Origin of the sequence: Nocardia sp. GTS18 (genome assembly GCF_013839555.1) — a bacterium.
GTDB lineage: Bacteria > Actinomycetota > Actinomycetes > Mycobacteriales > Mycobacteriaceae > Nocardia > Nocardia rosealba.
In genome coordinates, this window is the sequence record NZ_JACBIU010000002.1 from 272,583 (window position 1) to 298,506 (window position 25,924).

The window sequence follows — 25,924 nt, forward strand, 5'->3', positions numbered from 1 at the left end:
CGTCAGGTCCGCGTCAGCGCACCGGGCGACGGTTCCTCTCGTGAACAGCATCGCCATCGCCCCCGTCTTCGGTCCCCTCGTCGCCCCCGCGCCGGACTGGTCCCGTCTGTACGCCTGGGGCCGCCAGTTCGCGCTCGGCGACCACGCCGTCGCCCAGCTGCTGCGCTTCGCGGTGGTCGGTGGCGTCAGCAACATCGCCTACGTGCTGCTGTTCATGTCCTGCACCGGCCTCGGCCCCCTCACCGCCAATGTCGCGGGCTCCGTGGTGAGCACGGTGATAGCCAACGAACTACACCGCCGCCTCACCTTCCGCACCACGGCTGTCCCCTGGTTCACGGCCCAATATCAGGGCGGCGGCCTCGCACTGATCGGCCTCGGCATCACCACAGCCGCCCTGGCCGCCCTCGAATCCTTCGCCCCCACCCTCGACGACCTCACCCAGGCCGGCGCCATGCTGGCGATCATGGCCGCCGTAGGCCTGGCCCGCTTCCTGACCCTCCGCTACCTGGTCTTCTGACCCCCGGCTCAGATCCCGGCGGCTCGGACGACAGCGTCGGTGAGGCGCGGGGAAAGGGCCGACATCAGTCGCAGCACTCCGGCGTAGACGGGGTACAGCTCGACCGGCTGATCCCGGACGGCGGTGAGCACCCATTGCGCGGCCTGGTCGGGAGTGAGGGCCGCTTGGCTGTCGTACTCGGCGGTGGGACTGATCATCGGAGTGCGCACGAGCGGGAATCCGATGGTGGTCACCTTGATGCCGGTGCCGTGACATTCCGCGCCGACACTGCGGCCGAAGGCGGCGAGTGCGGCTTTGGAAGCGTGGTAGGCGCTGAATTTCGGCATCACCCCGGCGGTGGTTCCCCAGGTACCGATGTTGATGATGTGGCCGCGGTTCACCAGGCGCAGCGCGGGAAGCATCGCCAGCGTCAACCGGACGGGTCCGAAGTAGTTGACCGCCATGGTCCGTTCGTAGTCGTGCGCCCGTTCGGCGGCGTCGAGCGCCGTGCGCCGGATCGAGCGTCCCGCGTTGTTGATGATGATGTCCGGCACCCCGAACAGGTCGAGCACCGTCGTGGCCAGTTCGCTGACCTGATCGGCGTCCGTCATATCGCACGGCACCGCGTGCGCGCTCCCGCCCGCGGCGGCGATGTCGGCGCAGACCTGATCGAGCCGCTCCCGATCGCGGGCGACGGCGACGATGTGGGCACCGTGGCTCGCCAACAGATGCGCGGTGGTCTCACCGATCCCCGACGACGCCCCGGTCAGCACGACAACTTTCCCGCTGAGGTCGACCGGCCCCGAAAGAGCCGCACCCAGCACGGATTTGGCGGAAGGTGCGGGATTGAGAAGAACCTTCGTCACGGGATTGTTCATTGCGCCTGCCCTGGATCGGAGGTGAGTGGGGCCGACTGCCTCGCAGCGACTCTCCAGCGAATTGACCAAATGGTAAGTCACCGGCGGTGGTCTTCCCCGCCCTCGAACCTCGCCCCCATGACTGGAAGGTCGTCTTCGACCGCTCCGACCCCGACAGTGGACCCGTCGCGGGGTGCGCGAGGTCCTCAGTTCCGGGCTGCTTCCAGTTCCGCGAGGTAGTCGGCGACGGGACCGGCCGTGAACAATCCGCCTGCCGCGCCTGCGGATTCGGCGGCCGCGGGTAGCAGGGCGGTGTGGGCGCGGGCGATGGTGTCCTGGTCACCGACCAGCAGCGCGGTGCGGCCGAGGACGCACCAGAGTGCTTCGGCGTGCGGATCTCTCGGTGGATCGGGCAGGCCGCGCAGGGCGAGGCGCGCGGCTGCGAGGTCGCCGGCCTCTGCCAGGAGCAGCGGCCGGATCCACGGCTCTGCCGGGCCCCACTCCGTGCCCGGCTCGGGCCGGAACGAGCGGTGGTGTTGCAGGTGCAGGCCGAGCAGTGCCAGGGGCAGCAGTCCGTCGGCCAGGCCAGGCATCCCGGATCCCGGCAGGAGTTCGGCGGCGCGCAGGTACGCGTCGCGCGCCTGGTCGAAGGGCTCGGTGACCGCTGTGCGCAGGGCCCGGTACCAGGTGGTGAAGACACCGACCAGCGGCAGGTCGTGCCGGGCAGACAGCTCGTCGGCCGCCTGGGCTTGGGTGTCGGCCAGCGTGAGATCATTTGTGGCACAGGCAGATTGCAGATTGATGAGGCGACCGAGGACGGCAAAGCGGACCAAGCCGTGCTCCTCGCCGAGGACCACCAAACGCTCTCCGAGCACCGCACGTTCGGCGGCCAGCCCGGTGCGGGCGAAGCTCTGCATGTAGACACCGTTCAAGGCGTAGGCCAGCAGGGGCGCGTCCCCCATTTCGCGCGCAGACCGTTCGGCTTCGCCGGCGGCGTGTTCGGCGCGCGGTCCGGCGTCGACGCCACGGGATTCGACCGCGATCGTCGCCAGCAGTCGGCAGCGCAGCGCGGCGGGCCCGTCCGGAATCGCGGCGAGCGCGCGTTCGGCGCTGCGGACCAGCGACCGGGCCCGGGACGGGTCGTCGGAGCGGGGCCACACGGCGGGGACGTCGTAGGCGCCGATCACGCGTGCGGTCAGGATCGGGTCGCCGAGTTGTTCGGCGGCGGTGACGGCCGCGGCCCGATGCCGCTGTGCCGCATCGAGTCCCGCACCGCCGGTGACGGCCAGGTCGCGCATCAAACCGACCGTGGATTCGAGCCGGACGCGGTCGGAGACGGTGCTGTCGTAGGCGGCGGTCGCCTGCGCCCACAGCCGGGCAGCGTCACCGGTGCGGTCCAGGTACCCAGCTTGGCGCAGGATGTCTTGTTCCAGCCGGGACAGGCGCGGGCCGGGTTCGAGGCCGAGGTGGTCGCGCAGCATCGCCCGTGCGCGCCGCAGCACCGTGAGGGCGTCGGCCTGCCGACCGGCGCGGTACAGCGCCAGCGCAAGCAGGTGCCAGGCGTCCTCGCGCCACGGGTGTTCGACGACGTGCGCGTCCAGATCGGCGACGGCGGCGGCCGTGTCACCGAGTTCGATCCGCGCCGCGGCCAGCCGCTCGACCGCGAGCGAGCGCAGTTCGGTGAGCCGGCTGCGCGGCGCCAGCGCCCACGGCGCGTCGCCCGCTTCGGCATAAGCGGGTCCGCGCCACCAACTCAGCGCTTCGCTGAGCCCGGTCACCACGCGGGCCGGTGGCGCGTCGCCGAGTGCTTCCACCGTGTGGGCGAAGCGCCACACGTCGACCGCGTCGTCGGGCAGGCGCAGCGCGTAGCCAGGTCCCTCGGTGACCAGCACACGGGCAGGCGTGCGTGGTGCGCGCTCGGGTTCGAGGCCGCGGCGCAACGCGGCGACGAAGGTGCGCACCGTGCCGACAGGGTCGCGGGGCGGTTCCGCCCACAGGTCTGCCACCAGCACGTCGACCGGGACCACCCGGCGGTGGGCGGCGACCAGTCTGGCCAGTACGGCGCGCTGTCGCGGCCCACCGAGCGCGACCGGCGCACCGGCCGCGTCGAGCGCCCGCACCGCCCCGAACACACCGATCTCCACCCGACGTACCGTACCGACGCTCATCGGTTGCTCATTCGCGGCACGCACTCTGGACCGGACCGAACGAATGGAGCAACCATGACTTTCCCCCACTTCGAGACCCATATCGTCGAGGTAGCCGACGGGGTGCGGCTGTCGGCGGCTGTCGGCGGTTCGGGCAGCCCGATCGTGCTGCTGCACGGCTTCCCGCAGACCCATCTGATGTGGCGGCACGTCGCCGCCGACCTCGCGACCGAACACACCGTCATCTGCCCCGACCTGCGCGGATACGGCGCCAGCGACAAGCCGCTCGACGACGGCGACACCTACAGCAAGCGCGTCATGGCCGCCGACATCGTGGCGCTGGCCCGAGCGCTCGGCCATGATCGCTTCGCGCTGGTCGGGCATGACCGCGGTGCGCTGGTGGCCTTCCGGGCCGGGCTGGATCACCCGGAGGTCATCACTCATCTCGCCTGCTTGGACGTACTGCCCACCCTCGACATGTGGGATGCGCTGCACGGGACCGCAGGAGCGGTCGGCTTCCACCTGTATCTGATGGCGCAGCCGCCAGGCCTACCGGAACGGATGATCGCGGCCGCGTCCGACGAGTTCTTCGGCTACTTCCTCGACGCCTGGACCCTCGATCCGCAGACCCTCCCGGCGGAGGTCCGCGACGCCTACCTGGCCGCGTGCCGGGCAGCGGTCCCGTCCATCGTCGCCGACTACCGCGCCTCGGCCACCGTCGACGTCGATCACGATCGCGCCGACCGAGCAGCGGGCAATACCCTCACCATGCCGGTCACCGTGCTGCAACAGGACTGGGGTGCCGCGCTCGGCTACGACGCCACCACCCTCTGGCAGGCATGGGCCCCCGACCTCCGCCACCGCACAGTCGAAGCAGGCCACTTCATGGCCGAACAGGATCCAGCCCTGGTCGCCACAGAAATCCGCACCCTACTCACCCGCTGACAACCTCGGTCCGCGGCTGTCCCGGAGTTCCACATCACGGTCGGCTGGTTAGCGCGTTCGCTGATAGGTTTCGGCAAATGCTCTCGAAGACAAGGCTCGTGGCTGTACTCGGTCTGGCGGTAGCGGTGGGGATTTCCCTCTCCGGGTGCAGCGCACCGAGGCCAGCCACCCAGCCATCGACAACCTCCGTTGCCGCACCTACGACCACCGATCCGGCCACCATCGGCGGTTCGAGTATCGGTCCCGGCCCGTACCGAGTGGAGGCGACGGTAGCTGTGGGCGAAAACCCACGCAGCGTTGCGATAGATCCCGGAACACACAGGGCATACGTGGCCCATTACGCAGACTCCACCGATCAGCAGACAGTCTCCGTGATCGACACCCGCACGCGGGACGTCGCCGCCCGAATACCGGTGGGCAAGGTGTATCCGCACGGGCCCCAGTCGATCGCGGTGGACCCGGTCACCCACCTCGTCTACCTTGTCTGCGGTAACTCGGCAGGCCAGGTGGTGGTTATCAGTCCCGATACCGACACTGTCACCACGACAATCGACTTCGAGGGTGACCCCTTCGCAGTCGTAGTGGATCCGGACCGCAGCACCCTCTACGTCGCCAATCGCCTCTCCCGAACCGTCACCGCCATCGACACCATCACTCGAACTGTCCGCGCCACGATTGCGGTCGACGGCTATCCCACCGGCCTGGCGGTCGATCCGAACACACACACCTGTGGGTCGTCAAAGAGGGCAACGTCTCCGTCATCGACCCGACGACCTACACCGTCAGCACCAATTTCGCTGTCGGGAAGGATCCCGTGCACATCGCCATCGACCACCCAACGCACACCGCCTACGTGACCCATTTCAATGGGCACTCGGTCTCGCTGTTCGATACCGCGAGCCGCACGCCAGCGGGAAGCGTCTCGCTGGGCGATCGGGTGACCGGCTACGCGGCCGTCATCGATCCCGCTGAGCACACCGTCTTCCTCACCGGTATGGCACACAGCACTGTGTCGATGATCGATACACCTACCCGCACGCTCACCGCCGCACGCCTCTCCGGCATCACCCCGTCCACCGAATACGGTTCGTCCACTTGGGGAGCTGCAGTGGATCCCGCCACCCATCATCTCTACGTGACCAACGAGGACATCGGCCGGATCGAAATAATCGCCCATCGGTGATCGACCTCGGCAGGGCGAGCATCCAAGTTTCGTTCACTTCAACCAACGGGTGACGTAGTGGGGAAACGAGTCAGGCCGGGTTCCGAAGAATTTCTTCGGAACCCGGCCTGACTCGAACTGTGGAGCTAAGGGGAATCGAACCCCTGACCTTCTCGATGCGAACGAGACGCGCTACCAACTGCGCTATAGCCCCGTGCGGCTCTGGCGAACCGCGCTGTGACACTGTATCAGGCGGTGCGGCCGGATACCGAATCGGTGTGCTGACCTGCTGTTTTGCCGGTTATTCGCCGACGGCTCGACCGAGGTCGGAGACCCGGTGACGTAGGGCTCGGGCGGTGGCCGGATCGAAGGTTTCGAGGTGTTCGAACATCGGGTCCTCGTCGTCGGTGTCGAGCAGGGTGGAGCGGCGGCGCAGGGCGCGTGCGGTGTCGCGGTCCATGGTGCGGCGGGTGGTGGCCGCCTCGGGGGTGGCGGTGGCGGTTTCGCGGGTGCGGCCGCGCGCGAGGCGGGCCATGCGGCGGCGCCGGATCTCCTCCTCGACGTGCACCTGCTTGCGCAGGTACGCCAGGTAGCCGGCGAGCACGGCGGCGGACAGGCCGCAGGCCCACCAGAACATCGAGTTCAGCAGCAGACCGAAGGCCGCGAACAGGATGACGGCGATGATGAGGCCGAGCACCGCGCGCTGGCGGAAGCTGTAGCGGGCGGCGCGGGCGATGGCGTCGGCCTCGGGGTCGTAGCCGCCGCGTCCGCGCCGCGACGGCACGAAGTCCTCGTCGTCGTCGACGGGTTCGGGTAGGTCGTCGAGGCGAGCGGGTGGTGCGGGTGGGATGCGCGCCGAGACCGGCGGTTCTTCCACGGCGGCCTGGACCGAATCCGGTTCGGCCGCTTCGTCGTCGGCCTCGGTGGCGGTGAGTTCGGCGTCGTCGCCGGGTTCTTCGTCGGGGCCGTGTTCGATGTCGTCGAGTTCTGCTGTGACGGTGGGCTTTTCGTCATCGCCTTCGGTGACGGGCTCATCGGTCGTCATCCGATCCTCCGAATCGGTACGGTGGGGGCGCTTGGTCAGCACACGGGGGCGATAGTCGGGGTCACTCTCGTGTCCGCCCGCCGCCCCGATGCGAATCCGTCGTTCGGCCCCGCCACGGTGCAGCACGCGCGTGGCGAGTGCAGCGTCGGTGGTGCGGCGGATCCGGGGATGCCGGTCCGCGAGGATCGGGAACAGGACGAATACCCACAGAACGACCAGTCCGATCCACAGGATCGAATTAGGCATCGCGGTCATCACCTCCCGTCCCCGCCAACGTGTTGTCCGTCCGTGGACGCACTACCGACGTCCGTAGGTTAATTCGGGCACGCGCGCCCGTGTGGCAGGCGCGCCGTGCACACCTGCCACATGAGTAACAGAATTTTCACGGCAGCGCCGCTCGACCCTCCCTGACCAGGCGATCTACGACGGTGCCCATGACCTCTTCGACAGTCAAGCCCACCAGCAGGTGATCGCGCCAGGCGCCGTCGACGTCGAGGTAACGACGCAGCAAACCCTCTTCCCGGAACCCGACATTGCGCAGAACGGCTTGGCTGGCAAGGTTTTCCGGCCGCACCGTGGCTTCCACCCGGTGCAGGCCGACCGGCCCGAAGCAGTGGTCGAGCCCGAGCCCGAGTGCCGCCGTCGCCACCCCCTGGCCGCCCAAATCCTTGGCCACCCAGTACCCGATCCAGGCCGAACGCAGCGCCCCGCGCACGATATTGCCGATGGTGAGCTGCCCACTGAACTGCCCGTCGACCTCGATGACCAGCGGAATCATCGCCCCGCGCCGCGCTTCGGCCTTCAGGCTGGTCCACAGCGACGGCCAGTTGGAGGCGTGGTTGCGCGCCTCCCAACTGCCGCGGCCGGTCGGTTCCCACGGTTCGAGGTGGTCGCGGTCGCGCAGCCGGATCCGGCTCCAGGCGGCGGCGTCGCGAAAACGCACCGGCCGCAAGGTGACCTGGCCGCCCGCCACGATCACCGGACCGAGACGAGCAGGCCACCCGGGATGCTGACCGGCCCGGAAGACGTTCATGGACTCCACTTCTCAGCCGCGCTGCGCCAGGAACGCGACCCGCACCTCGTCACCGGTGCGGAAATCGGTGTCGTCGGGTTCCACCACGATCAGGCTGTTGGCCTCGGCGAGCGTCGCGAGCAGGTGCGAGGAGCCGCCGTTGCCGTTGCCGAGCGGCTGCACCAGGTAGTCACCGGTGGCCTCGTCGCGCAGCAGCTGGGCGCGCAGATAGCCCTTGCGGCCCGGCATCGAGGTGATGGGAGTGATGGTGCGCGCGTTGACGATTCGCCGCATCGGCTGACGCCGCCCGAGCGCGATGCGGATCAGCGGCCGCACCATCACCTCGAACACCACGAGCGCGCTCACCGGATTCGACGGCAGCAGGAAGGTCGGCACCTCGTCGCGCCCGAGCCGGCCGAAGCCCTGGACGGACCCGGGGTGCATGGCCACCCGGTCCACCTCGAGCTCGCCGAGCCCGTCGAGCGCCTCACGCACCTGCTCCGACGCCCAGCCGCCGACCGCGCCCGCGATCACCACGACCTCTGAGCGCACCAGCTGACCTTCGACCACATCGCGCAGCCGGCGCGGGTCGGCGCTGACGATGCCCACCCGGTTCACGTCGGCACCGGCGTCACGTGCGGCGGCGGCCAGGGCGTAGGAGTTCACGTCGTAGACCTGGCCGGGGCCGGGTGTGCGGTCGATATCGATCAGTTCGCCACCGATGGAGATCACCGACAGCCGGGGGCGCGGATGCACGAGCACCTTGTCCTGGCCGACCGCGGCGAGCAGACCCACCTGGGCCGCGCCGATGATGGTTCCGGCGCGAACCGCCACGTCACCGGGCTGCACGTCGTCGCCCACGCGGCGCACGTAGTCGCCGGAGCGCACCGGCTCGAACACCTTGATCCTGGCCCGGCCACCGTCGGTGAACTCGACCGGAAGCACCGCGTCGGCCAGCGTCGGCATGGGTGCGCCGGTGTCGACACGCACCGTCTGCCTCGGTTGCAGCCGGATCGGCTGCCGCGAACCCGCGACCACCTCGCCGACCACGGGCAGGGTGAGGTCGATGAGTTCGCCCTCTTCGTCGCGCACCTCGGCACCGGCGGCGCTCACGTCGACGCTGCGCACCGCGTAGCCGTCGATGGCGGCCTGGTCGAAGCCGGGCAGCGGTCGTTCGGTGACCACGTCCTCGGCGCACAGCAAACCCTGGGCCTCGGAAATCGCCACCCGGACCGGCCGGGGCGCGACCGCTGCCGCGGTGACCTTGATCAGCTGATCCTCAACCGAGCGCATCGAGCTCCTGTGTGTATCGGCGACGGCTTCGCCGGTTCCCATCGTTTTACGCGACCGGCGCTTGCGGGTCCCATTCCGGGCTGAGCCGGAACTTCAGCCACTCGCGCAGTTGCGGCCCGTATTCGTCCCGCTCGAGGGCGAAATCGACGGCAGCTCGAAGATAGCCGCCCGGGTTGCCCAAATCGTGGCGCGACCCACGATGGACGACCACATGGACCGGGTGATCCTCGGCGATGAGCAGGGCGATGGCGTCGGTGAGCTGCAACTCGCCGCCCGCGCCCGGCTCGATGCGGCGCAGGGCGTCGAAGATCGCGCGGTCGAGCAGGTAGCGGCCGGCGGCGGCCAGCGTCGACGGCGCGTCGGCCAGGTCGGGCTTCTCGACCATGCCGCGCACCCGGAGCACATCGGCCTCCGCACCCTCGGCCAGATCCTCCACGTCGAACACACCGTAGGCGCTGACCTGCGACTTCGGCACGTCGATCGCGCACAGCACGGTGCCGCCGCGCTCCCGACGGACCCGGCTCATCGTCTCGAGCACACCGCAGGGCAGCACGAGGTCGTCGGGCAGCAGCACCGCGATCGCGTCTTCGTCGGCGTCGAGGACGGGCTCGGCCTGGGCGACGGCATGACCGAGACCGAGCGGCTCCTCCTGCACGACGGAGGTGACGTCGAGCAGACCGGGCGCCTTGCGCACCTTCTCGAGCAGCGCGAACTTGCCGCGTTCGGCGAGGGTGCTCTCCAGGACGAGGTCCTCGACGAAGTGGGCGACCACGCCGTCCTTGCCCGGCGAGGTGACGATCACGAGGCGGTCGGCACCGGAATCCGCGGCCTCGGCGGCGACCAGTTCGATGCCGGGCGTGTCGACTACCGGCAGCAGTTCCTTGGGCACCGTTTTGGTCGCAGGCAGAAACCGCGTTCCGAGTCCGGCCGCGGGGACAACCGCAGTGCGGAAACCGGAAGTCTTGTCTGTCATGCGCATACCCTATCCATTCAGCGTGCCGTCCGATCGCCCGTCGCGACGATCCGGCGTCGGCAAGAGCTTAGGGTGGTCGCTGTGGAGATGCCCGGTGAGCGCACGAAATATGCGTGGCGACGTGAGATCCTGGCCACCCGGGCCGCCGTGGGACCCGCCGAACACGCTCGTGAGGCGAGTGCCCTCGCGGCCACCGCGGCCCTGCTGGCCGGGGCCGATGAGGTGGTGTGCGCCTACGTACCGACGAAGACCGAGCCGGGCGATCTGCGCATGCTCGATGCCCTGCGCGAGCGCGGCGCCACAGTGTTGCTGCCCGTCACCGGAGAGCCGGGGCCGCTGAGCTGGGCGCACTACGCGGGGGCCGATTCGCTGCGCCCCGCGCGCTTCGGCCTGCTCGAACCGATCACCGAGACCTTGCCGCCACCGGTGGTCGCCGAGGCCGCCACGATCCTGATCCCGGCGCTCGCGGTCGACCGGCGTGGTGTGCGACTCGGACGCGGCGCCGGGTATTACGACCGCACCCTCGGCGCGGCGAGTGCGGGCGCGCGGTTGATCGCGGTGGTCCGGGACGTGGAGTTGGTGGTCGAGTTGCCCGAGGAACCGCACGACCATCGGATGGGCTGGGCGTTGACGCCCGAGGCGGGCCTGAGCGAGCTGGGCGATCCCCGCGCGCGAGCGGCGGAATGAAACGGCGATTGGCGAGGTTGGCAGTGTCGGCGGTAGAGTGCTAGATCGACGAGACTTGCGGAGGATCCTGTGCCAACTTATTCGTACGCGTGCACCGAGTGTGACAACCGCTTCGACATCGTTCAGTCCTTCTCCGAGGATTCACTGACGGAATGCCCGCAGTGCACGGGGAAGCTGCGGAAGCTGTTCAACTCGGTCGGGATTGTGTTCAAGGGCAGCGGTTTCTACCGCACCGACAGCCGTGGTGGCGCGTCCACCGCGAGCGAGCCGGCGAAGTCCTCGGACGGTAACGGCAGCTCCTCGTCGAGCGGGTCGTCCGCGAGCGGTTCGTCGTCGAGCGCCGCCGCTCCCGCCGCCGCGAGCTGAACGAAGAGTTCTCCACACCCCCGAGTTATCCACAGGCGGCCCTTCGCCGCTGTCGGTGATGCCGCCGCGTTCCTAGGCTTCAGGCATGACTCGCAGCCTTGCCGATCTGGGACGTGGCAGCTCCTGGCGGTTCGCCCTCGGTAATCGCCCCGCCTGGGCCGATGCCCTGCTCGCGCGCCGCATCCTCGCCGCCGCGCTCGCTGTTGTCGCCGTCGTCCTGTTCGTGCGCGGCGATCCCGGTGCGGCAACACAACCGGTGGTGGTCGCGGCCCGTGATCTGGCGCCGGGAAGGGTGCTCACCGCCGACGATGTACGCGTCGATCGGCACGAAACCCGAACGCTCCCTACCGGTTTCGCCGCCGAAGCCGCTCCCCTGCTCGGCGCGACACTCACCGGTGCCATGCGTGCGGGTGAGATGTTCACCGATCTGCGGGTGATCGGCCCCCGCCTGGCCGCGGCCGCCGCGGGCACCGACGACGCCCGGATCGTGCCGATCCGACTGGCCGATTCGGCGGTAGCCGAGGTGCTGCGCGCCGGCGACCGGGTAGACGTGGTCGGTGTCGACGACACGGGCGGGCCGGGTGCCGACGCACCGGCGCGCACCCTGGCCACCGACGCGGCGGTCGTACTCGTCACCGCGACCGCCGACCGGCGCGCCGAGCGGGTGGTGCTCGTCGCACTGGCCACCGAGTACGCGACCGCAGTGGCCGGAGCGTCCTTACGCACGGCGCTCACCGTGGTGTTCCACTAACCGGCCGTCCACACGATGACGGACTGTCAGGTCCCGAAGCCTGTCCCCTACAGCGAAATCGGGGTCCACTCCGAAGAGCGACCCCGATTCGCCTGCGAGGCAGGTCGTTACACAGCAGCCGTGTCAGCCGAGGCTGAAGGGCTGACCCCACAGCGTCACCCAGCTGATGACATTGTCGGTCTCGACCTCCACGCTCACGAACGAGCGCGCCTGCGCGTACCCACCGCAGCCGGACAGGCCGATGGTTTCGTCGGCCCAGGTCACCGAGCCGTTGGAACCCTTGAATTTGTTGTTCTTGGAATGCGATTCGTTGCCGTAGTCGTCGGCCTTCTCGAGATCGAGCACGTAGAACGACTTCGCCTGACCTGGTCCGAGCGACAGTTCGCCACCGGTGCCGATGCCGGCGGAGGGCTCGCCCGCGTCATCGACCGCGCCCTCGCCCTCGCCGCTCACGCCACCACCGGCGATGTTCACCTGGCAGCCGACGGTGTAGCCGGGGTAGATCTTGCCGCCCGACGCGTCACCACCACCGGACACCGACACCTGAGCACTACCCGACACCCACGCGTTGCGGTGCACCGGAGTCGAACCCATCGACGGGCTGATGGTGGCCGATTCGCCGACCATCTTGATGTTCACGACGGTGCCGTCCGACAGCGTCTTGGTGATCTCGCCGCCGGGCAGCGGCACGAAGGTGTCGGCATGGGCGGCGCCGACGGAGAACAGCCCGATGGTGCAGGACACGGCGGCAGCCACGCCCGCCGCCCGCGTCGTACTCTTGCGATTGATCATCTCAGTAGACCCCTCGAGGGTGAATTCGATCGAGCTGGCAGGATTTTCGGCGGTCGTCCCGCTCAGCCGATGCTGAACGGCATGCCGTAGAGCGTGGTCTTGGAGTAGTGGTCGCCGATGATCTCGACCACCGTGTACGCGCGGGCCTGGGCATAACCGCCGCAGCCCTGCACCTGGATCTCGGCGTCCTGGTAGTCGATGGCGTAGACGCCGGGCTTGGTGATGTCCTTCGAACTGATCTGCGCGAACGCGACCTCACCCGGGCCGAGGTTGAGCCCGATCGAACCACCGGCACTGACGCCGCCGGTGCTCACGCCACCGGACACACCGGCACCGATCGCGTCGTCGGCGATGCTCACCTGGCAGCCGACGATGTAACCGGTATTGAGCTGCGAAGTACCGTGTGTGGACGAATTATTGGAGCCGGGACGACCCGACGGACCGTTCCACGGCCCGGGCTCACCCTCGGGTGTCTGCTGGACGTCGGCCACGACGCTGCCGCTCACCCAGGCCACCCGGCCCGCGCCGTTGGCGGCGAGCGAGGGCGAGATGGTCGCCTTCTCGCCGACGCGGGTGATGCTCAGACCAGGCCCGGCCTTATGACCGTCGGGCAGCGGCACAAAGGTATCGGCGTTGGCGGCACCGGCCGACAGCAGGCCGATCGTCACCGCCGCCGCGGCGCCTGCGCTCCAGGCGCCGCGCACACGATTGGTGCGGTTCTCGCTCATTGTTCCCCTCGAGGTATACGCAAAATCGACCTCGACCATCGAGGTCGATATCTGTAACGCACCCGGCCCCAGCTGAGGTGTGCCACAAGGGCACAGCACCGCTGGCAACAGGACAGACAGTCCTGCCGGGAGGTGGATCGAGAAGCCTGCGGTCACCGAATCGGCGCGAGCTGAGCCGATCGGCGAACGAAACGCGGATGAATCCGACCGCGAGAGCAGTCGATTCGCAACAAACATAATGAGAGCCCTTGGCTATGTCCAGCGAACGCCGAAAGGGCCCGTGCACACGCACGGGCCCTTTCGCTTACCGATCAGCTGATCTCGCACCAACAGGGGTAACTCGCCGGGGACGGGCTGACCCCGCCACCATCCTGGTCCGGCCGCCGACGCAAGCCTCCCCGCGCCCAGGTCTGGCCTGAATTCGCGGGGAGGCGGGACAACAGATCAGCCGAGGCTGAAGGGCTGGCCCCACAGGGTGACCCAGCTGATCACATTGTCGGTCTCGACCTCGACGCTCACGAAGGCACGAGCCTGCGCGTAGCCGGCGCAGCCGGACAGGCCGATGGTGGTGTCCGACCAGGTCACCGAGCCACTGCCGTTCTTGAACTTGTTGTTCTTGCTGTGCGACTCGTTGCCGTAGTCGTCGGCCTTCTCGATGTCGAGAACGTAGAACGACTTCGCCTGGCCGGGGCCGAGCGAGAGCTCGCCGCCGGTGCCGACGCCGCCGTCGACCTTGCCTTCCCAGTCGGACTCGACATTGCCCTCACCGGAGACACCGCCGCCGGCGATGTTCACCTGGCAGCCGACGGTGTAGCCCGGGTAGATCTTGCCCGCGCCACCGGTGGAGACGGTGACCTGCGCGCTGCCCGACACCCACGCGTTGCGGTGCACGGGGGTGGAGCCCATCGACGGGCTGATGAGGGCCGACTCGCCGACCAGGCTGATGTCGACGACGGTGCCGTCGGACAGGGTCTTGGTGATGTGGCCGCCCGGCAGCGGCACAAAGGTATCGGCATTGGCCGCGCCCGTGGAGAGCAGGCCGACGGCCACGGAGGCCGCGGCGCCGACGCCCGCCATCCGCGCCATGAACTTACGGTTGATCATAGGATTTGTCCCTCGAGGAGTGAGTTCGCCGTAGCGAGAAGAGGATTCGTACCGGTTCGAAAGACGTCAGCCGATGCTGAACGGCATGCCGTACAGGGTGGTCTTCGAGTAGTGGTCGCCGATGATCTCGACCACGGTGTACGCCCGGGCCTGCGCGTAACCGGCGCAGCCCTGGATCTCGATCTCCGCGTCCTGGTAATCGATCGCGTAGACACCCGCCTTGACGATGTCCTTCGAGTTGATCTGCACGAACTTGACCTCGCCCGGGCCCAGGTTCACGCCGATCGAGCCACCGGCGTTGACGCCGCCGGTGCTCACGCCGCCGGACACACCGGCACCGATCGCGTCGTCGGCGATGCTCACCTGGCAACCGACGATGTAGCCGGTGCTGAGGATGGAGGTGCCGTGCGAGGAAGAGTTGTTGGAGCCGTCGCGGCCGCTCGGGCCGTTCCAGGGGCCTGCCTCGCCCTCGGGGGTCGCGGTGACGTCGGCGATGGCCGAGCCCGACACCCACACGACGCGACCTGCGCCGTTGGCCGCCATCGACGGCGAAATCAGGGCGCTCTCGCCGGTACGGGTGATGGTCACCCCGGGGCCTGCCTTCTGACCGTCCGGCAACGGTACGAAGGTGTCTGCGTTGGCGGCACCGGTCGACAGCAGGCCGATGGCCATGGCGGCCGCGGCAGCGCCGACGCCCGCGGCACGGGCGCCGCGGCGCACACCGGTGGTGCGGTTCTCGCTCATACTTCCCCTCATCAGTGTTCTCTAGCAGCCGGTCTCGACTTTCGTGACCGGACGGGTGGACCTCACAGGCCCAGCTCAGTGTGTCGCCCCTTTGTTGCCGTTACGTAACCGACTGTTATTTCGGCGATACGGCCGGGGTCGGCGGAGCTACCCGAGGGTAGGGCTGCACCGGATGTTCAACGCACAGAAGTTGAGTACTGCGGGGACCGATTGTGGTGGGTCTGGATGGCGAACATTAAACGCTGCGTTCTAGTTCCAGCAACCGTAGAGTTCGTAAATTTCACTGTGACGCCCGGCACAAGTTCATACATCGCCACATGCTTTGACGTGCATAGATGCCCTGAGCTTCGGGTTTGTCAAGTGGGATGAACAGCTCCGCTTCCCGGACCGCAAACCGTCGCTTATACGACAAAGGACCACACTTCAAGTGTGGTCCTCGGAAAATGTAGCCGCTTCGCAATGGGTTAATAGTGGATTAACCCCGGTTGGCTATCACGTAGCGGGAAAGGCAGATAACGGGTCGGTCACCCGTGGTGGGGCGGTATTTGCGAACGCAGCCACTCGTCGTTATCGGAACCGCGCGAACCGTCGCCGCGCTCGTCAGCGGTGGTTTCGGGCAGCACATCGCCGAAGATCCGCGCGAGCCGAGCCGCTTCGGCGGCCTTGCGCCGCGCGGCCTCGCGCTCCTCGGGCGATGTGCTGTCCGACGCGTTCATCGAATCACTCGTCCAGACCGGAGAGTTCGCCGATCACCCGGCTCGCCAGCGGGCCGAGGGTGGCCATGCCGTCGCGCACCGCGGAGCGGGTGCCCGGCAGGTTCACCACGAGGGTGCTGCCGGAAATACCGGAGACGCCGCGCGACAGACCCGCGTCGAGCGAACCGGCCACGCGGCCCGAGGCACGCAGCGCCTCGGTGATGCCGGGCAGTTCCCGGTCGAGCACCTGGGCGGTGGCCTCGGGGGTGACATCACGCGGCGACATGCCCGTGCCGCCGACCGAGATCACCAGGTCGACACCGCCGATGACGGCGGTGTTGAGCGCGTTGCGGATCTCGACCTCGTCGGCCTGCACGGTCACCGAGGCGTCGACCAGGAAGCCCGCTTCGTTGAGCAATTCGGTGACGAGCGGGCCGAGCGAGTCGACGCCGCCGTGCGCCGTCCGGTCGTCGACGACCACTACAAGTGCCCGCCCTGCCACGGGAGCATCGATGTCCATGGTCATCACCGTAGCGCCTACGCACGACAGTGCCGCGTTCGATCGCATCATCGGCCGCTCTCCGCCGCGGCGGCCGTGAGCGTGACGTCCACGGTCTTGGCGTTTCCGCCCTGTTCGTCGGTGTAGGTGATCTTCACGGTGTCTCCTGGCTGGCGGGAACGGACGGCGGCGATCAGCGCGTCGCCGGAATCGATGGGCCGGTCGTCGAGGCGGGTGATGATCGCGCCCGCGGGGATGCCCGCCTTGGCGGCAGGCCCGTCCGGGGTCGCCTCGAGCACCCGGGCGGCCGTGTCGAGCGGACGCAGTTTGATCCCGATCTGGGCGTAGGTGGCCTTGCCGGTCTTGATGAGTTCGTCGGCCACGCGGCGCGCCTGGTCGACCGGGATGGCGAAGCCCAGGCCGATGGATCCGCTCTGCGCACCCGACATCTCGCCGCCGAGGCTGGCGATGGCGGTGTTGATGCCGATGAGCTTGCCCTGGCCGTCGACGAGCGCGCCGCCGGAGTTGCCCGGGTTGATCGCGGCGTCGGTCTGGATCGCGTCGATGACCGGGTTCACCTGGCTCGGTGTGCCCTCACCGCTGGTGGAGACGGGCCGGTTGAGCGCCGAGACGATGCCGGTGGTGACGGTGCCTGCCAGGCCGAGCGGCGAACCGATCGCGATCACCGGCTGGCCGACCGCGAGTCCGTCGGAGGTGCCGAGTTCGATCGGGGTGAGGCCGGTCTTGTCGGCCTTGATGACGGCCAGGTCGGACACCGGGTCGGCGCCGATCATGGTGGCGGGCGCGGTGCTGCCGTCGCTGAACACCACCTCCATCTTCGCCCCCGATCCGGCACCGGCGGCGACGTGGTTGTTGGTCAGGATCAGCCCGTCCGAGGACAGCACGACCCCCGACCCCTCACCGGACGCGCGGGTGCCCGCGACCTTGATCATCACCACGCTGGGCAACACCCGCTGCGCGACCGCCTGGGTCGACCCGGCGGGCGCGTTGGCGGCGTTGTTCACCTCGGGTCGTGGCGCCTCGAGCGCGTTGGTCACCGGCGCCGGATCGGAGTCGGCGGCGAGCACGCCGACCACACCGCCGACGCCACCGCTCACCAGCGCGAGTGCGGTGGCTCCGGCGATCAAGCCGAGCCGCAACGGCTTTCGCGGGGCCGCGGGCGGGGGGGTGTAGGGCTGCTGGGGGTACGGCTGGGGTCCGTAGCCGTGCTGCGCGGGCCCATACGGGTGGCTACCCGGCACGGTGGCGGGGTGATCCGCCTGTCCCGGGCCGTGGCCGCCGAGGGGGTGGTCGGCGGGCCGCTGCTGGGGATCGTCGTTCATGGTCACCTTCTCTCACGCTTGCCGACAAGCTTGGCGACGGCTACTGAGAAGCGCCTGAGACCGGCCCGTCAGTTGCCCGAGACTCGGTTCAGGGTGCCTCGTCCGGTTCCACTGCCGCGGGCGCCGCCTCACCGGGCAGGACGATGCGGACCAGGGCACCGCCGCGATCGGAGGTGTCGATGGCGATGGTTCCGCCGTGCTTGGTCACCACCTGTTTCACGATCGCGAGCCCGAGCCCGGAACCGGGCATCGACCTGGACGCGGTGGTCCGGTAGAAGCGTTCGAACACCAGCTCGCGTTCGCCTGGCGGAATGCCGGGGCCCGCGTCGGCGACGGCGAGTTCCAGCAGTCCCGGGCCTGCCGGGCGCATGGTGATCCGCACGACCGCGTCGGGCGGGCTCCACTTGGCCGCGTTGTCGAGCACGTTGAGCACCGCGCGTTCCAAGCCGGCCTCGTGGCCGTAGACGAACCAGGGGCGCAGGTCGGCGACGAAGGTGATGCCCGCGCGACGCCGCCGCGCGCGCTCCAGCGCCCGCTCGGCCACTTCGCCGAGATCCACCCGCTCGTAGACGGTTTCCGGGGCGTCCTCGCGGGCCAGGTCGACGAGGTCGCCGACGAGTGTGGACAGCTCCTCGATCTGGGCGACCACGTCGGCTCGCAGCTCGACCATGTCCTCGTCGGGCACCCGTGGCGCACCCGGCCTGCTCGAGGCGATGAGCAGTTCCATATTGGTGCGCAGCGAGGTGAGCGGGGTGCGCAGCTCGTGTCCGGCGTCGGCGACGAGACGGCGCTGCCGGTCCCGGGATTCGGCCAGGGCACGCAGCATGGTGTTGAAACTCTCGGTGAGCCTTGCCAATTCGTCGTCACCGGTGACCGGGATCGGGGTGAGGTCGTCGGTGCGCGCGACCCGCTCGGTCGCGGCGGTCAGGCGCGCGATCGGGCGAAGACCGGTGCGGCCGACGGCGGTACCGGCCGCGGCGGCGAGCACCACACCGCAGGCGCCGACGACGAACAGCAGCCACGCCAGCCGGTCGAGCACCTCGCGGGTGCGGTAGAGCTTCTGGGAGATGATGAGCGTGGCGCCGCTGTGCGTGCGCGCGGCGAGGACGCGCTGGTCACCGACGGTGCGCAGCGAGGAGTTGAGCTTGCCGTCGGCCACCGCGAGTTCCTGGGCGCCGACCGGCGGAATCGTCTGCTGCGGCGGCATATACGGCTTGTGATCGGCATAGATCAGTGCGACGCCGACCTCGTTGGAGTACAACCCGGCGAGCACGATCGACTGGAACCCGATCGACTCGAAATTGTTGTTGATCATGGTCGCCGCACGCGCCTCGAGTTGCGCGTCGACGTCGGCGTAGAGGGCACGCGCGACCATCGCGTAGGCCGCGATGGAGGTGACGGCCACCGCGATCAGCACCACCGAGGCGGCCAGCAGGGTGACCCGCCAGCGCAGCGACACCGAGCGCGTGAGCGGCATCGGTGGGCGCATCTCGCCGGAGTCGAGCGGACGGCCGAGTCCGGCGACCACCGGTTCCTTGTGTGCCATGCCCGCGGCCTAGGGAGGGGTCTCGCGCAGCACGTACCCGACGCCGCGCACGGTGTGGATCAAGCGTTCCTCGCCGTCGGCCTCGGTTTTGCGGCGCAAATAGCCGATGTAGACCTCGAGCGCGTTGCCGGAGGTGGGAAAGTCGTAACCCCACACCTCTTCCAGGATCCGCCCTCGGGTGAGCACCCGGCGCGGATTGGCCATCAACATCTCCAGCAGCGAGAACTCGGTACGAGTCAAGCTGATCGAACGTTCACCGCGCGAAACTTCGCGAGTGACCGGGTCCAGCGACAGATCAGCGAACACCATCGCTTCGGATGCTTCGCCGAGATCGGGCGCCCGCCTGCGCAGCAAAGCGCGTAAACGCGCGAGCAATTCCTCCAGCGCGAAAGGCTTCGGCAAATAATCGTCGGCACCCGCATCGAGCCCGGCCACGCGTTCGGAGACCGAATCGCGCGCGGTCAAAACGAGAATCGGCAGATCATCGCCCGTACTGCGCAGCCGGCGGCACACTTCCAGGCCGTCCAGACGGGGCATCATCACATCGAGAACGAGCGCATCGGGCCTGGCTGTTGTGACTTTCTCCAAAGCGTCCATGCCGTCGACGGCCAGGTCGACGGTGTAGCCGTTGAAGCTCAGTGATCGGCGCAGTGATTCCCGCACCGCACGATCGTCGTCGACAACCAGAATGCGCATGTGCTCAGTTTGCCGTTAGCGACTGAGAACGTACTGAGAGGGTGGCGGTGGTCAGCGTTGCGTCAGCACATATTCGGCGATTTCGGGCTGTCCTGCCCGGATTGCCGTTGACCACCCGGCACGGTATCTTTCCTGCGATAAAAGAAGACCTTCAGTTGGTTCTGCGCTCGCATCGGTCCGCGACCTCCCCCGCGCGGGCCGGGGTCACACGTGGAAGCAGAGGCAACGCACGCGGATGGAACCTGCATCGCGCTCCTGGCAATTCAGCCTGTCGAACTGGTCGGTAACGCGCAAGGTCGGTGTGGTTCTCGTGCTGCCGGTGATGCTCGCGACCACGTTCGCCGTGCTGCGCATCAATGCCGAACTCGAGACCATGACCCAACTCGGTGCGGCGACCGAACAGGCCGCCGTCATCCGGCCCGTCGTCAAATTCGCCACCGCCACCGAACAACTCGCCGTCGCCGCGACCGCCAACTGGGGTGCGATCGCCGACCCACAGACCGACGCCGCGCTCACCACCTACGACCAAGCCCTCGCCGAGGTACAGAGCGCGCTGCGCATGGCGAGCATCGATCGGGCCGTCGCCGACGAACTCACCGCCGCCACGACCACGGGTGCCACCCTGCGCAACACCGTGCGCAGCGGATCGCCCGCGATGGTCGGCGAACAGACCGACGAGATCGGTGAACGCATCGGCAACGCCCTCGCCAAGACCCCGGTGGTCGAGGACTACGTCGTGCAGCGCTACTTCCTGCAGCTCACCGCGCTGCACCAGGCGCGGCGGGTGCTCACCCGGGAACGCACGCTGGTCGTGTCCCCCGACGCGGGAACGAGCCAGAGCGCTCGTGCGCGGATGCTGGTCGAGCTCGGTTCCGAGCAGACCATGATCAAGACCTACGCGATGATCCTGCCCGGCAACGCGGGCAGCATGGCCTCGCTGCTCGACGCGGTCCAGACCAGGATCAGCGTGTTCAGCCAGAACAACGGCGACCCGACGACCAACGCGGCGGTGCTCAACACCCTGCAGGTCAGCGCCGATACCTACGCGGCGACCATCTCCGGTCTGCTCGACGAGATCGACAAGACCCTCGACCTCAACACCTCGACCGCCCAGACCGCCGCGCTGCGCGAGACCACCCTGGTCCTCGGCATGCTGCTCGCCGGTCTCGCGCTGGCGCTCGCGGTGGCGCGCACCCTGGTCGTCCCGGTGCGCAGGCTGCGCCGCGACGCGCTCGAGGTGGCCCATGTGAAGCTGCCCGACGAGCTCGCCGTGGTGCGCAGCGGCGGCGCGACCCCCGAGATCGCGCCGGTGGGTGTGCACTCCACCGACGAGATCGGTCAGCTCGCCCGCGCCGTCGACGAGATGCACGAGCAGGCCCTCAACCTGGCCGCCGACCAGGCGCGACTGCGTCTGCAGATCGGCAACATGTTCGAGACGCTGTCGCGGCGCAGCCAGTCGCTGGTCGAGCAGCAGCTCGCGCTCATCGAGGAACTCGAGCACGACGAGGACAACCCCTCGCGCCTGCAGACCCTGTTCCGCCTCGACCACCTCGCCACCCGCATGCGCCGCAACGGCGACAACCTGCTCGTGCTCGCCGGTACCGCGCTGCGCCGTGGTCATCTGCCGCCGGTGCCGCTGTCGGACATGCTCTGGAGCGCGGTGTCGCAGGTGGAGGACTACCAGCGCGTCGAGATCGGGAATGTGCCCGACGGCGTGGTCGCCGGTGAGTCGGCCGTCGACATCGAGCACCTGCTCGCCGAGCTCATCGACAACGCGCTGCGCTACTCGCCGCCGAGCACCTCGGTGGCGGTGATCGTCGGCCGGGCCGTCGACGGCGGGTACCTGATCGAGATCACCGACCGCGGCCTCGGCATGTCGGCCGACGATCTGCGCACCACCAATGAACGGCTCGCCTCCGGTGGTGAGGTGACCATCGAAACCGCCCGCCGGATGGGTCTTTTCGTGGTCGGCAGGCTCGCCAAGCGGCACACCATCACCGTGAGCCTGCGCCGCACCAACGGTTCGGCGCCGCAGCCGGGGATCACCGCGAGCGTGCATCTGCCCAGTGCGCTCGTCGCTCCCCCGCCGCCCTCCTCGGGTCCGGCCACCGGGCCCAATCCGCTGGTGTCGACCGGACCGAATCCGCTTGTCCCGTCGGCGCTCACGGCCGCCGACATCACCGGACCCAATCCGATCATGCCGGTCGGCGCACCGAACCCGCTGAGCCCGGTGGCGAACCCGCTCGTGCCGCCGCAGTACGGTTCGACCACCGGCGCCTACGACGCCAGCGAATACCGCGCGCCGCTCACCAAGGCGGGTCTGCCGCAACGGGTTCCGTCGGCAGCGCCGGAATCCGAACCGGTCGATGAGACGCCGAGCGGGCTGTGGGCCGAGCACCCGATCGAGGACCTACCCGAGCCGAAGGCCGAGAACACCGGGCTTCCGCAGCGCACCCCGTCCGCGTCCTGGCAGGTCCCCCCGCCTGTCCGGCCGACCACCGGTCAGCCGACGGCCGCCTGGCCCCTACCTACCCGCAACCGCTCCGACGAGGCGCCCCAGCACGATTCGAACGGGCGTCAAGCGCAGAGCCCGGCCGCTCCCGTGCGCCTGCAACCGCTCGGCGGCGCTCGCACCGATGCGGCCGACCCGCGCTCACTCGACAGCGGGCAGGCCTCGCCCGACCCACGACCTTCCGAGGGTCGCCGCGATCCAGCCGACGCGACACCGTCGGCCCTCCCGCATCGGTCGGGCGGCAGCCGCGCCGACACCGACGACGCGACACAGCGATCCCACGCGGGTCCACTCGACGAGCGCCGCGATCCGGCGCCCTCGGCCGATCTCCACCGGCTCGACGGCAGCGGATCGAGCTCCGGCCCGGACACGGCCCGGTCGACCGGCCTCCACCCGCTCGACGGCAGCGGCTCGGACGCCGACCGCTCCGAGGAGACCCCGTCCGCCGTCGTGCAACCGGTCGACGAGCCCAGCTCGTCGGCGCAGCGACAGGATTCCCCCGCACGCCTGCAGCCGCTCGACGAAGCACGGCCCGAGTCGGCCGAGCCCGTCGAGGACACCGCCGGGGACCCCGTCCCCACGTCCTCGACCAGGTTGCAGCCGGTCAACGGTGAGGCGCCGACGCCGATCTATCAGCGCATGGTTTCCGAGTGGCTCGTCGAACCTTCCACAGCCGCAAGCGAATCCGCGTCGAACGGGGCATCATGGAGCTCCCCCGGCGACGCGGGATGGACGGCGGCGGCCAGTGCGGACAAGCCACCGACCTCCGCACGCACCTCCGGTGGACTGCCGATCCGTAAACCGGGCGCCCAGCTGGTGCCCGGCGGACTGGCACCAGCCGAGGAAGCGGGCGCCCGCGATCCCGAGGAGATCCGCAACAACTTGACCCGACATCTCAGCGGCGTCCGCAGTGGCCGTGCCGAGATCCAGTACAACGACGGAGGCCTCGAATGAGCAACGCGCACCCCACAGACGAGAATCTGAACTGGCTGGTCGCCCGCTTCACCCGGGACGTGCCCGGCGTCTCGCACGCGGTGCTGGTCTCGGCCGACGGGTTGCTGCAGGCGACCAGCCCGCATCTACCCTCGGACCGCGCCGAACAACTCGCGGCGGTGACCGCGGGTCTGGCGAGCCTGTCCGCCGGTGCGGCGCAACTGTTCGACGGCGGCAAGGTGATGCAGTCGATCGTCGAGATGCAGCGCGGCTACCTGCTGGTGATGAGCGTCGGAAACGGTTCGCACCTGGCGGTTCTGGCCAACAAGAGCCATGACATCGGCCGTATCGGCTACGAGATGGCACTGCTCGTCGACCGGGTGGGCTCGGCGGTCACCGCCACCGCCCGCTCCGCCGGCTGAGGTGAGATGTCGAGCCCGTACGGATCCGAAATCCGGCCGACCACACGCGTCAGGCCCTATGCCCTGACCGCAGGCCGCACCGAACCCGCGATCGCGCTGCCACTCGAGGCGGTCGTGGAGACGGTCTCCTATACCGCACACTTGGAATGGCCCGCAGGCGATTTACGCAGTGAGATAGTGCGCCTGGCCACACATCGCCTCTCGGTCGCCGAGATCGCGGCATACCTGTCACGCCCACTGGGTATGGTCCGGGTGATGATCGGCGATCTCGTTGTGGGCGGGATACTTCGAGTGCACTCGACGCTGACCGAGCAGGCGAGCTACGACGAACGCCGATCACTGATGGAGAGGACTTTGCGTGGACTCCGTGGCCTCTGAGGGCGCACCGCGCCAGCAGGCACCCGAGCAACGGGTCGCCTCGACGAAGATCGTGGTGGCGGGCGGTTTCGGCGCCGGGAAGACGACCTTCGTCGGCTCGGTGTCGGAGATCGTTCCGCTGCGCACCGAAGCGATGGTGACCCATTTCTCCGACGGCATCGACGATCTCGCCGAGACGCCGGAGAAGGAGACCACCACCGTCGCGATGGACTTCGGCCGCATCGTGCTGCCGGGCAACCTGGTGCTCTACCTGTTCGGCACGCCCGGCCAGAAGCGGTTCTGGTTCATGTGGGACGACCTCATCCGCGGCGCCATCGGCGCGGTGGTGCTGATCGACACCCGCAGGCTGGAAGACAGCTTCGCCGCCGTCGACTTCTTCGAGGCGCGCGGGCTGCCGTTCCTGATCGCGGTGAACCGCTTCCCGAACGCCCCGCGTTTCCCGATCGCCGAACTGCGCGAAGCGCTCTCGGTGCGCGAGGGCATCCCGATCGTCGACATCGACGCCCGCAACGCCGTCGAGGTCCGTCAGGCGCTGGCGGCGGTGACCGAATACGCCATCGCCCAGCTCGAGCCGCAGCAGTTCGAAGGAGCTGGCAGGCGTGGTTGATCTGCTCGCGACCGGAGCGGAGGTGTTCGGTCGCGGTACGGGCGTGGCGTGGCTGGCGTTCGATCTGTCGGCCGTCGGCGCGGTCGTCGCCTTCGCGTGTGTGCGCCACGCCAAGTACTCGGTGCGGTTCCGCATCGTGTGGCTCACGATGGCCGCCGTCTCGCTCGGTGGTGTCGGTCTGTGGCTGGCGAATTCGGTCGCGCTGCTCGGCATTCACGTCGAGGGCAGCGCGGTGCGCTACAACTTGGCCCTCGGCACGGCCTCGGCCGCCATCGCGGTGATCGCCGTGTTCGCCGGGTTCCTGATCGGCGGGCGGCGTCTCGATCTGCCTCGGCTGGTGATCGGCGGGTTGACGATGGGGCTCGGCGTCGGCCTGTCGACCTATCTCACGTTGGACGCACTCGCGGTGCAGGGCACCGTGGCGGAGTCGCTCGGCCTCATCGGGCTCGTACTGCTGATGTCGATGGCGTTGTGCACCGGCGTGCTGTGGGCCGGTCAGACGGTGCGGTTGATCGGCCTGCGCGTGGTGCTGTCGCTGCTGTTCGCCGTGGGGGTCGCGGCGCTGTACTACACGGCGGTCGGCGCGCTGGAATTCGACGTGAACCCCGGTGCGCGCACGCCCGACGGGCTGCAGCTGTTCGACCTGGTGTTCCCGATGTTCGTGCTCGGTTCGCTCGGCCTCACGGTGCCCATCACGGCGATCCTGGTGGCGCCCGATCGGCGCGACGCCATCGAGGCCGCCGAGAAGGCCGAAACCGTCGGTGCGCGATAACTGGCTAACGTCCGGTTTGCCGGAATCTTTACCGTCTTGCGCCCCGCTGCCCGAATGCGGTCCCGCGGTGCTGGATTCGAGCGAAAACCGCCCCTGAAGTGGCGATGAGCGGGTTCTCCTTGGTAGGAGAACCCGCCCTCCCGCACGAGAGTACATACCCGTGCAGGACTCCGCATCAGTCATTCAGGAATTTTCCTGTGCCGAAAAACAAACCCCGAGTTGGTATCTGGGCGTTCAGCAATCGCTCGGCAAGCTTTCCGGAGCGGCAAGTCCACGTGGCATGCGTCACACCGGTAACCGGGCGATTGCCCCGGCCTCCCGAGCGGGCCCCTGACCAGGCATTACAGGTGGCCAGTAAGCCCCCTGGACACCCTGCTTCCCAGCTCACACGGCGGACGGTGCGTTAGGCCCACATCCGG

The 25,924-nt window shown here is 68.8% G+C and carries 27 protein-coding genes and 1 tRNA gene; 12 read left to right on the forward strand and 16 right to left on the reverse strand.

The annotated features are described in order from the left end of the window. Positions 1 to 40 precede the first annotated feature (40 nt). Positions 41 to 517, forward strand: a complete 477-nt coding sequence (locus HYG95_RS04400; protein ID WP_181696710.1) for a GtrA family protein — start codon at positions 41 to 43, stop codon at positions 515 to 517. Positions 518 to 525: 8 nt separating this feature from the next. Here HYG95_RS04400 and HYG95_RS04405 read toward each other — a convergent pair whose 3' ends face one another. Together HYG95_RS04405 and HYG95_RS04410 are read right to left on the reverse strand one after the other, a co-directional pair. Next, on the reverse strand, positions 526 to 1,374 hold the full coding sequence (locus HYG95_RS04405) for an SDR family NAD(P)-dependent oxidoreductase (RefSeq protein ID WP_181696711.1): 849 nt from the start codon (positions 1,372 to 1,374) through the stop codon (positions 526 to 528). Positions 1,375 to 1,559: 185 nt separating this feature from the next. Beyond that, positions 1,560 to 3,521, reverse strand: coding sequence for an AfsR/SARP family transcriptional regulator (locus HYG95_RS04410; protein ID WP_181696712.1), 1,962 nt, complete (start codon positions 3,519 to 3,521; stop codon positions 1,560 to 1,562). A gap of 54 nt (positions 3,522 to 3,575) precedes the next feature. Here HYG95_RS04410 and HYG95_RS04415 point away from each other — a divergent pair, with 54 nt between their 5' ends. The 3 genes from HYG95_RS04415 (at position 3,576) to HYG95_RS04425 (ending at position 5,628) form a co-directional block, all read left to right on the forward strand. Further along, positions 3,576 to 4,445 carry an alpha/beta fold hydrolase gene (locus HYG95_RS04415; RefSeq protein ID WP_181696713.1) on the forward strand — a complete coding sequence of 290 codons (870 nt, stop codon included), beginning with the start codon at positions 3,576 to 3,578 and terminating at the stop codon, positions 4,443 to 4,445. A 77-nt stretch (positions 4,446 to 4,522) separates the two neighbouring features. Beyond that, the gene (locus tag HYG95_RS25095; RefSeq protein WP_370465674.1) at positions 4,523 to 5,302 is read left to right on the forward strand and encodes a YncE family protein; all 780 of its coding nucleotides are present in this window, start codon (positions 4,523 to 4,525) and stop codon (positions 5,300 to 5,302) included. Beyond that, on the forward strand, positions 5,260 to 5,628 hold the full coding sequence (locus HYG95_RS04425) for a YncE family protein (protein ID WP_220139074.1): 369 nt from the start codon (positions 5,260 to 5,262) through the stop codon (positions 5,626 to 5,628). Before HYG95_RS25095 ends, HYG95_RS04425 begins: the two co-directional genes overlap by 43 nt. A gap of 120 nt (positions 5,629 to 5,748) precedes the next feature. Here the strand turns inward: HYG95_RS04425 and HYG95_RS04430 are convergent. The 5 genes from HYG95_RS04430 to HYG95_RS04450 form a co-directional block, all read right to left on the reverse strand. Then, positions 5,749 to 5,821, reverse strand: a tRNA-Ala gene (locus HYG95_RS04430). An 87-nt stretch (positions 5,822 to 5,908) separates the two neighbouring features. Further along, complete coding sequence (glpR, locus tag HYG95_RS04435) at positions 5,909 to 6,898, reverse strand: gephyrin-like molybdotransferase receptor GlpR (RefSeq protein ID WP_181696716.1); 990 nt, start codon at positions 6,896 to 6,898, stop codon at positions 5,909 to 5,911. 136 nt (positions 6,899 to 7,034) lie between these two features. Next, positions 7,035 to 7,685, reverse strand: coding sequence for a GNAT family N-acetyltransferase (locus tag HYG95_RS04440; RefSeq protein ID WP_067485934.1), 651 nt, complete (start codon positions 7,683 to 7,685; stop codon positions 7,035 to 7,037). Between the two features lie 12 nt (positions 7,686 to 7,697). Further along, on the reverse strand, positions 7,698 to 8,957 hold the full coding sequence (glp, locus tag HYG95_RS04445) for a gephyrin-like molybdotransferase Glp (RefSeq protein WP_181696717.1): 1,260 nt from the start codon (positions 8,955 to 8,957) through the stop codon (positions 7,698 to 7,700). A 46-nt stretch (positions 8,958 to 9,003) separates the two neighbouring features. Then, positions 9,004 to 9,930, reverse strand: coding sequence for a UTP--glucose-1-phosphate uridylyltransferase (locus HYG95_RS04450; protein WP_067485930.1), 927 nt, complete (start codon positions 9,928 to 9,930; stop codon positions 9,004 to 9,006). 87 nt (positions 9,931 to 10,017) lie between these two features. On the opposite strand from HYG95_RS04450, the gene HYG95_RS04455 reads away from it, so the two are divergent. From HYG95_RS04455 to HYG95_RS04465, 3 genes are all read left to right on the forward strand, one after another. Beyond that, a complete protein-coding gene (locus HYG95_RS04455) occupies positions 10,018 to 10,617 on the forward strand; it encodes a 5-formyltetrahydrofolate cyclo-ligase (protein WP_181696797.1) in 600 nt (199 codons plus the stop codon). A gap of 69 nt (positions 10,618 to 10,686) precedes the next feature. Further along, positions 10,687 to 10,983: an FmdB family zinc ribbon protein gene (locus HYG95_RS04460; protein WP_181696718.1), complete on the forward strand. Its 297-nt coding sequence runs from the start codon at positions 10,687 to 10,689 to the stop codon at positions 10,981 to 10,983. An 85-nt stretch (positions 10,984 to 11,068) separates the two neighbouring features. After that, complete coding sequence (locus HYG95_RS04465) at positions 11,069 to 11,734, forward strand: SAF domain-containing protein (RefSeq protein WP_181696719.1); 666 nt, start codon at positions 11,069 to 11,071, stop codon at positions 11,732 to 11,734. Between the two features lie 123 nt (positions 11,735 to 11,857). On the opposite strand, the gene HYG95_RS04470 is transcribed toward HYG95_RS04465, so the two are convergent. From HYG95_RS04470 to HYG95_RS04510, 9 genes are all read right to left on the reverse strand, one after another. Next, positions 11,858 to 12,526, reverse strand: a complete 669-nt coding sequence (locus HYG95_RS04470; protein ID WP_181696720.1) for an MspA family porin — start codon at positions 12,524 to 12,526, stop codon at positions 11,858 to 11,860. 62 nt (positions 12,527 to 12,588) lie between these two features. Beyond that, a complete protein-coding gene (locus tag HYG95_RS04475; protein ID WP_067641775.1) occupies positions 12,589 to 13,254 on the reverse strand; it encodes an MspA family porin in 666 nt (221 codons plus the stop codon). Positions 13,255 to 13,698: 444 nt separating this feature from the next. Then, positions 13,699 to 14,358, reverse strand: a complete 660-nt coding sequence (locus HYG95_RS04480) for an MspA family porin (RefSeq protein ID WP_181696721.1) — start codon at positions 14,356 to 14,358, stop codon at positions 13,699 to 13,701. Positions 14,359 to 14,424: 66 nt separating this feature from the next. After that, on the reverse strand, positions 14,425 to 15,102 hold the full coding sequence (locus tag HYG95_RS04485) for an MspA family porin (RefSeq protein WP_181696722.1): 678 nt from the start codon (positions 15,100 to 15,102) through the stop codon (positions 14,425 to 14,427). 524 nt (positions 15,103 to 15,626) lie between these two features. Beyond that, positions 15,627 to 15,818 (reverse strand): hypothetical protein, encoded by a 192-nt coding sequence (locus tag HYG95_RS04490; protein WP_181696723.1) that lies wholly within the window; start codon positions 15,816 to 15,818, stop codon positions 15,627 to 15,629. A 4-nt stretch (positions 15,819 to 15,822) separates the two neighbouring features. Beyond that, entirely contained in the window at positions 15,823 to 16,365 is a 543-nt protein-coding gene (locus HYG95_RS04495) for a molybdenum cofactor biosynthesis protein B (protein ID WP_181696798.1), read from the reverse strand. Beyond that, complete coding sequence (locus tag HYG95_RS04500; protein WP_181696724.1) at positions 16,365 to 17,639, reverse strand: S1C family serine protease; 1,275 nt, start codon at positions 17,637 to 17,639, stop codon at positions 16,365 to 16,367. The genes HYG95_RS04495 and HYG95_RS04500 overlap by 1 nt, the downstream gene beginning before the upstream one ends. Positions 17,640 to 17,727: 88 nt before the next feature. Then, complete coding sequence (locus tag HYG95_RS04505) at positions 17,728 to 19,185, reverse strand: HAMP domain-containing sensor histidine kinase (protein ID WP_181696725.1); 1,458 nt, start codon at positions 19,183 to 19,185, stop codon at positions 17,728 to 17,730. Positions 19,186 to 19,194: 9 nt separating this feature from the next. Continuing rightward, a complete protein-coding gene (locus HYG95_RS04510; RefSeq protein ID WP_067485428.1) occupies positions 19,195 to 19,881 on the reverse strand; it encodes a response regulator transcription factor in 687 nt (228 codons plus the stop codon). Between the two features lie 235 nt (positions 19,882 to 20,116). Between HYG95_RS04510 and HYG95_RS04515 the strand changes: the two genes are divergently transcribed. Genes HYG95_RS04515 through HYG95_RS04535 form a run of 5 tightly spaced genes read left to right on the forward strand, consistent with a single transcriptional unit; the run spans position 20,117 to position 25,505 of the window. Continuing rightward, entirely contained in the window at positions 20,117 to 23,347 is a 3,231-nt protein-coding gene (locus HYG95_RS04515; protein WP_255494971.1) for an ATP-binding protein, read from the forward strand. Then, entirely contained in the window at positions 23,344 to 23,748 is a 405-nt protein-coding gene (locus HYG95_RS04520) for a roadblock/LC7 domain-containing protein (protein WP_181696726.1), read from the forward strand. Before HYG95_RS04515 ends, HYG95_RS04520 begins: the two co-directional genes overlap by 4 nt. Positions 23,749 to 23,754: 6 nt before the next feature. Next, entirely contained in the window at positions 23,755 to 24,126 is a 372-nt protein-coding gene (locus tag HYG95_RS04525) for a DUF742 domain-containing protein (protein WP_067485423.1), read from the forward strand. Continuing rightward, the gene (locus HYG95_RS04530) at positions 24,107 to 24,733 is read left to right on the forward strand and encodes an ATP/GTP-binding protein (RefSeq protein ID WP_225278646.1); all 627 of its coding nucleotides are present in this window, start codon (positions 24,107 to 24,109) and stop codon (positions 24,731 to 24,733) included. Before HYG95_RS04525 ends, HYG95_RS04530 begins: the two co-directional genes overlap by 20 nt. Beyond that, positions 24,726 to 25,505: an MHYT domain-containing protein gene (locus HYG95_RS04535; protein WP_181696727.1), complete on the forward strand. Its 780-nt coding sequence runs from the start codon at positions 24,726 to 24,728 to the stop codon at positions 25,503 to 25,505. The genes HYG95_RS04530 and HYG95_RS04535 overlap by 8 nt, the downstream gene beginning before the upstream one ends. Positions 25,506 to 25,924: the final 419 nt, after the last annotated feature.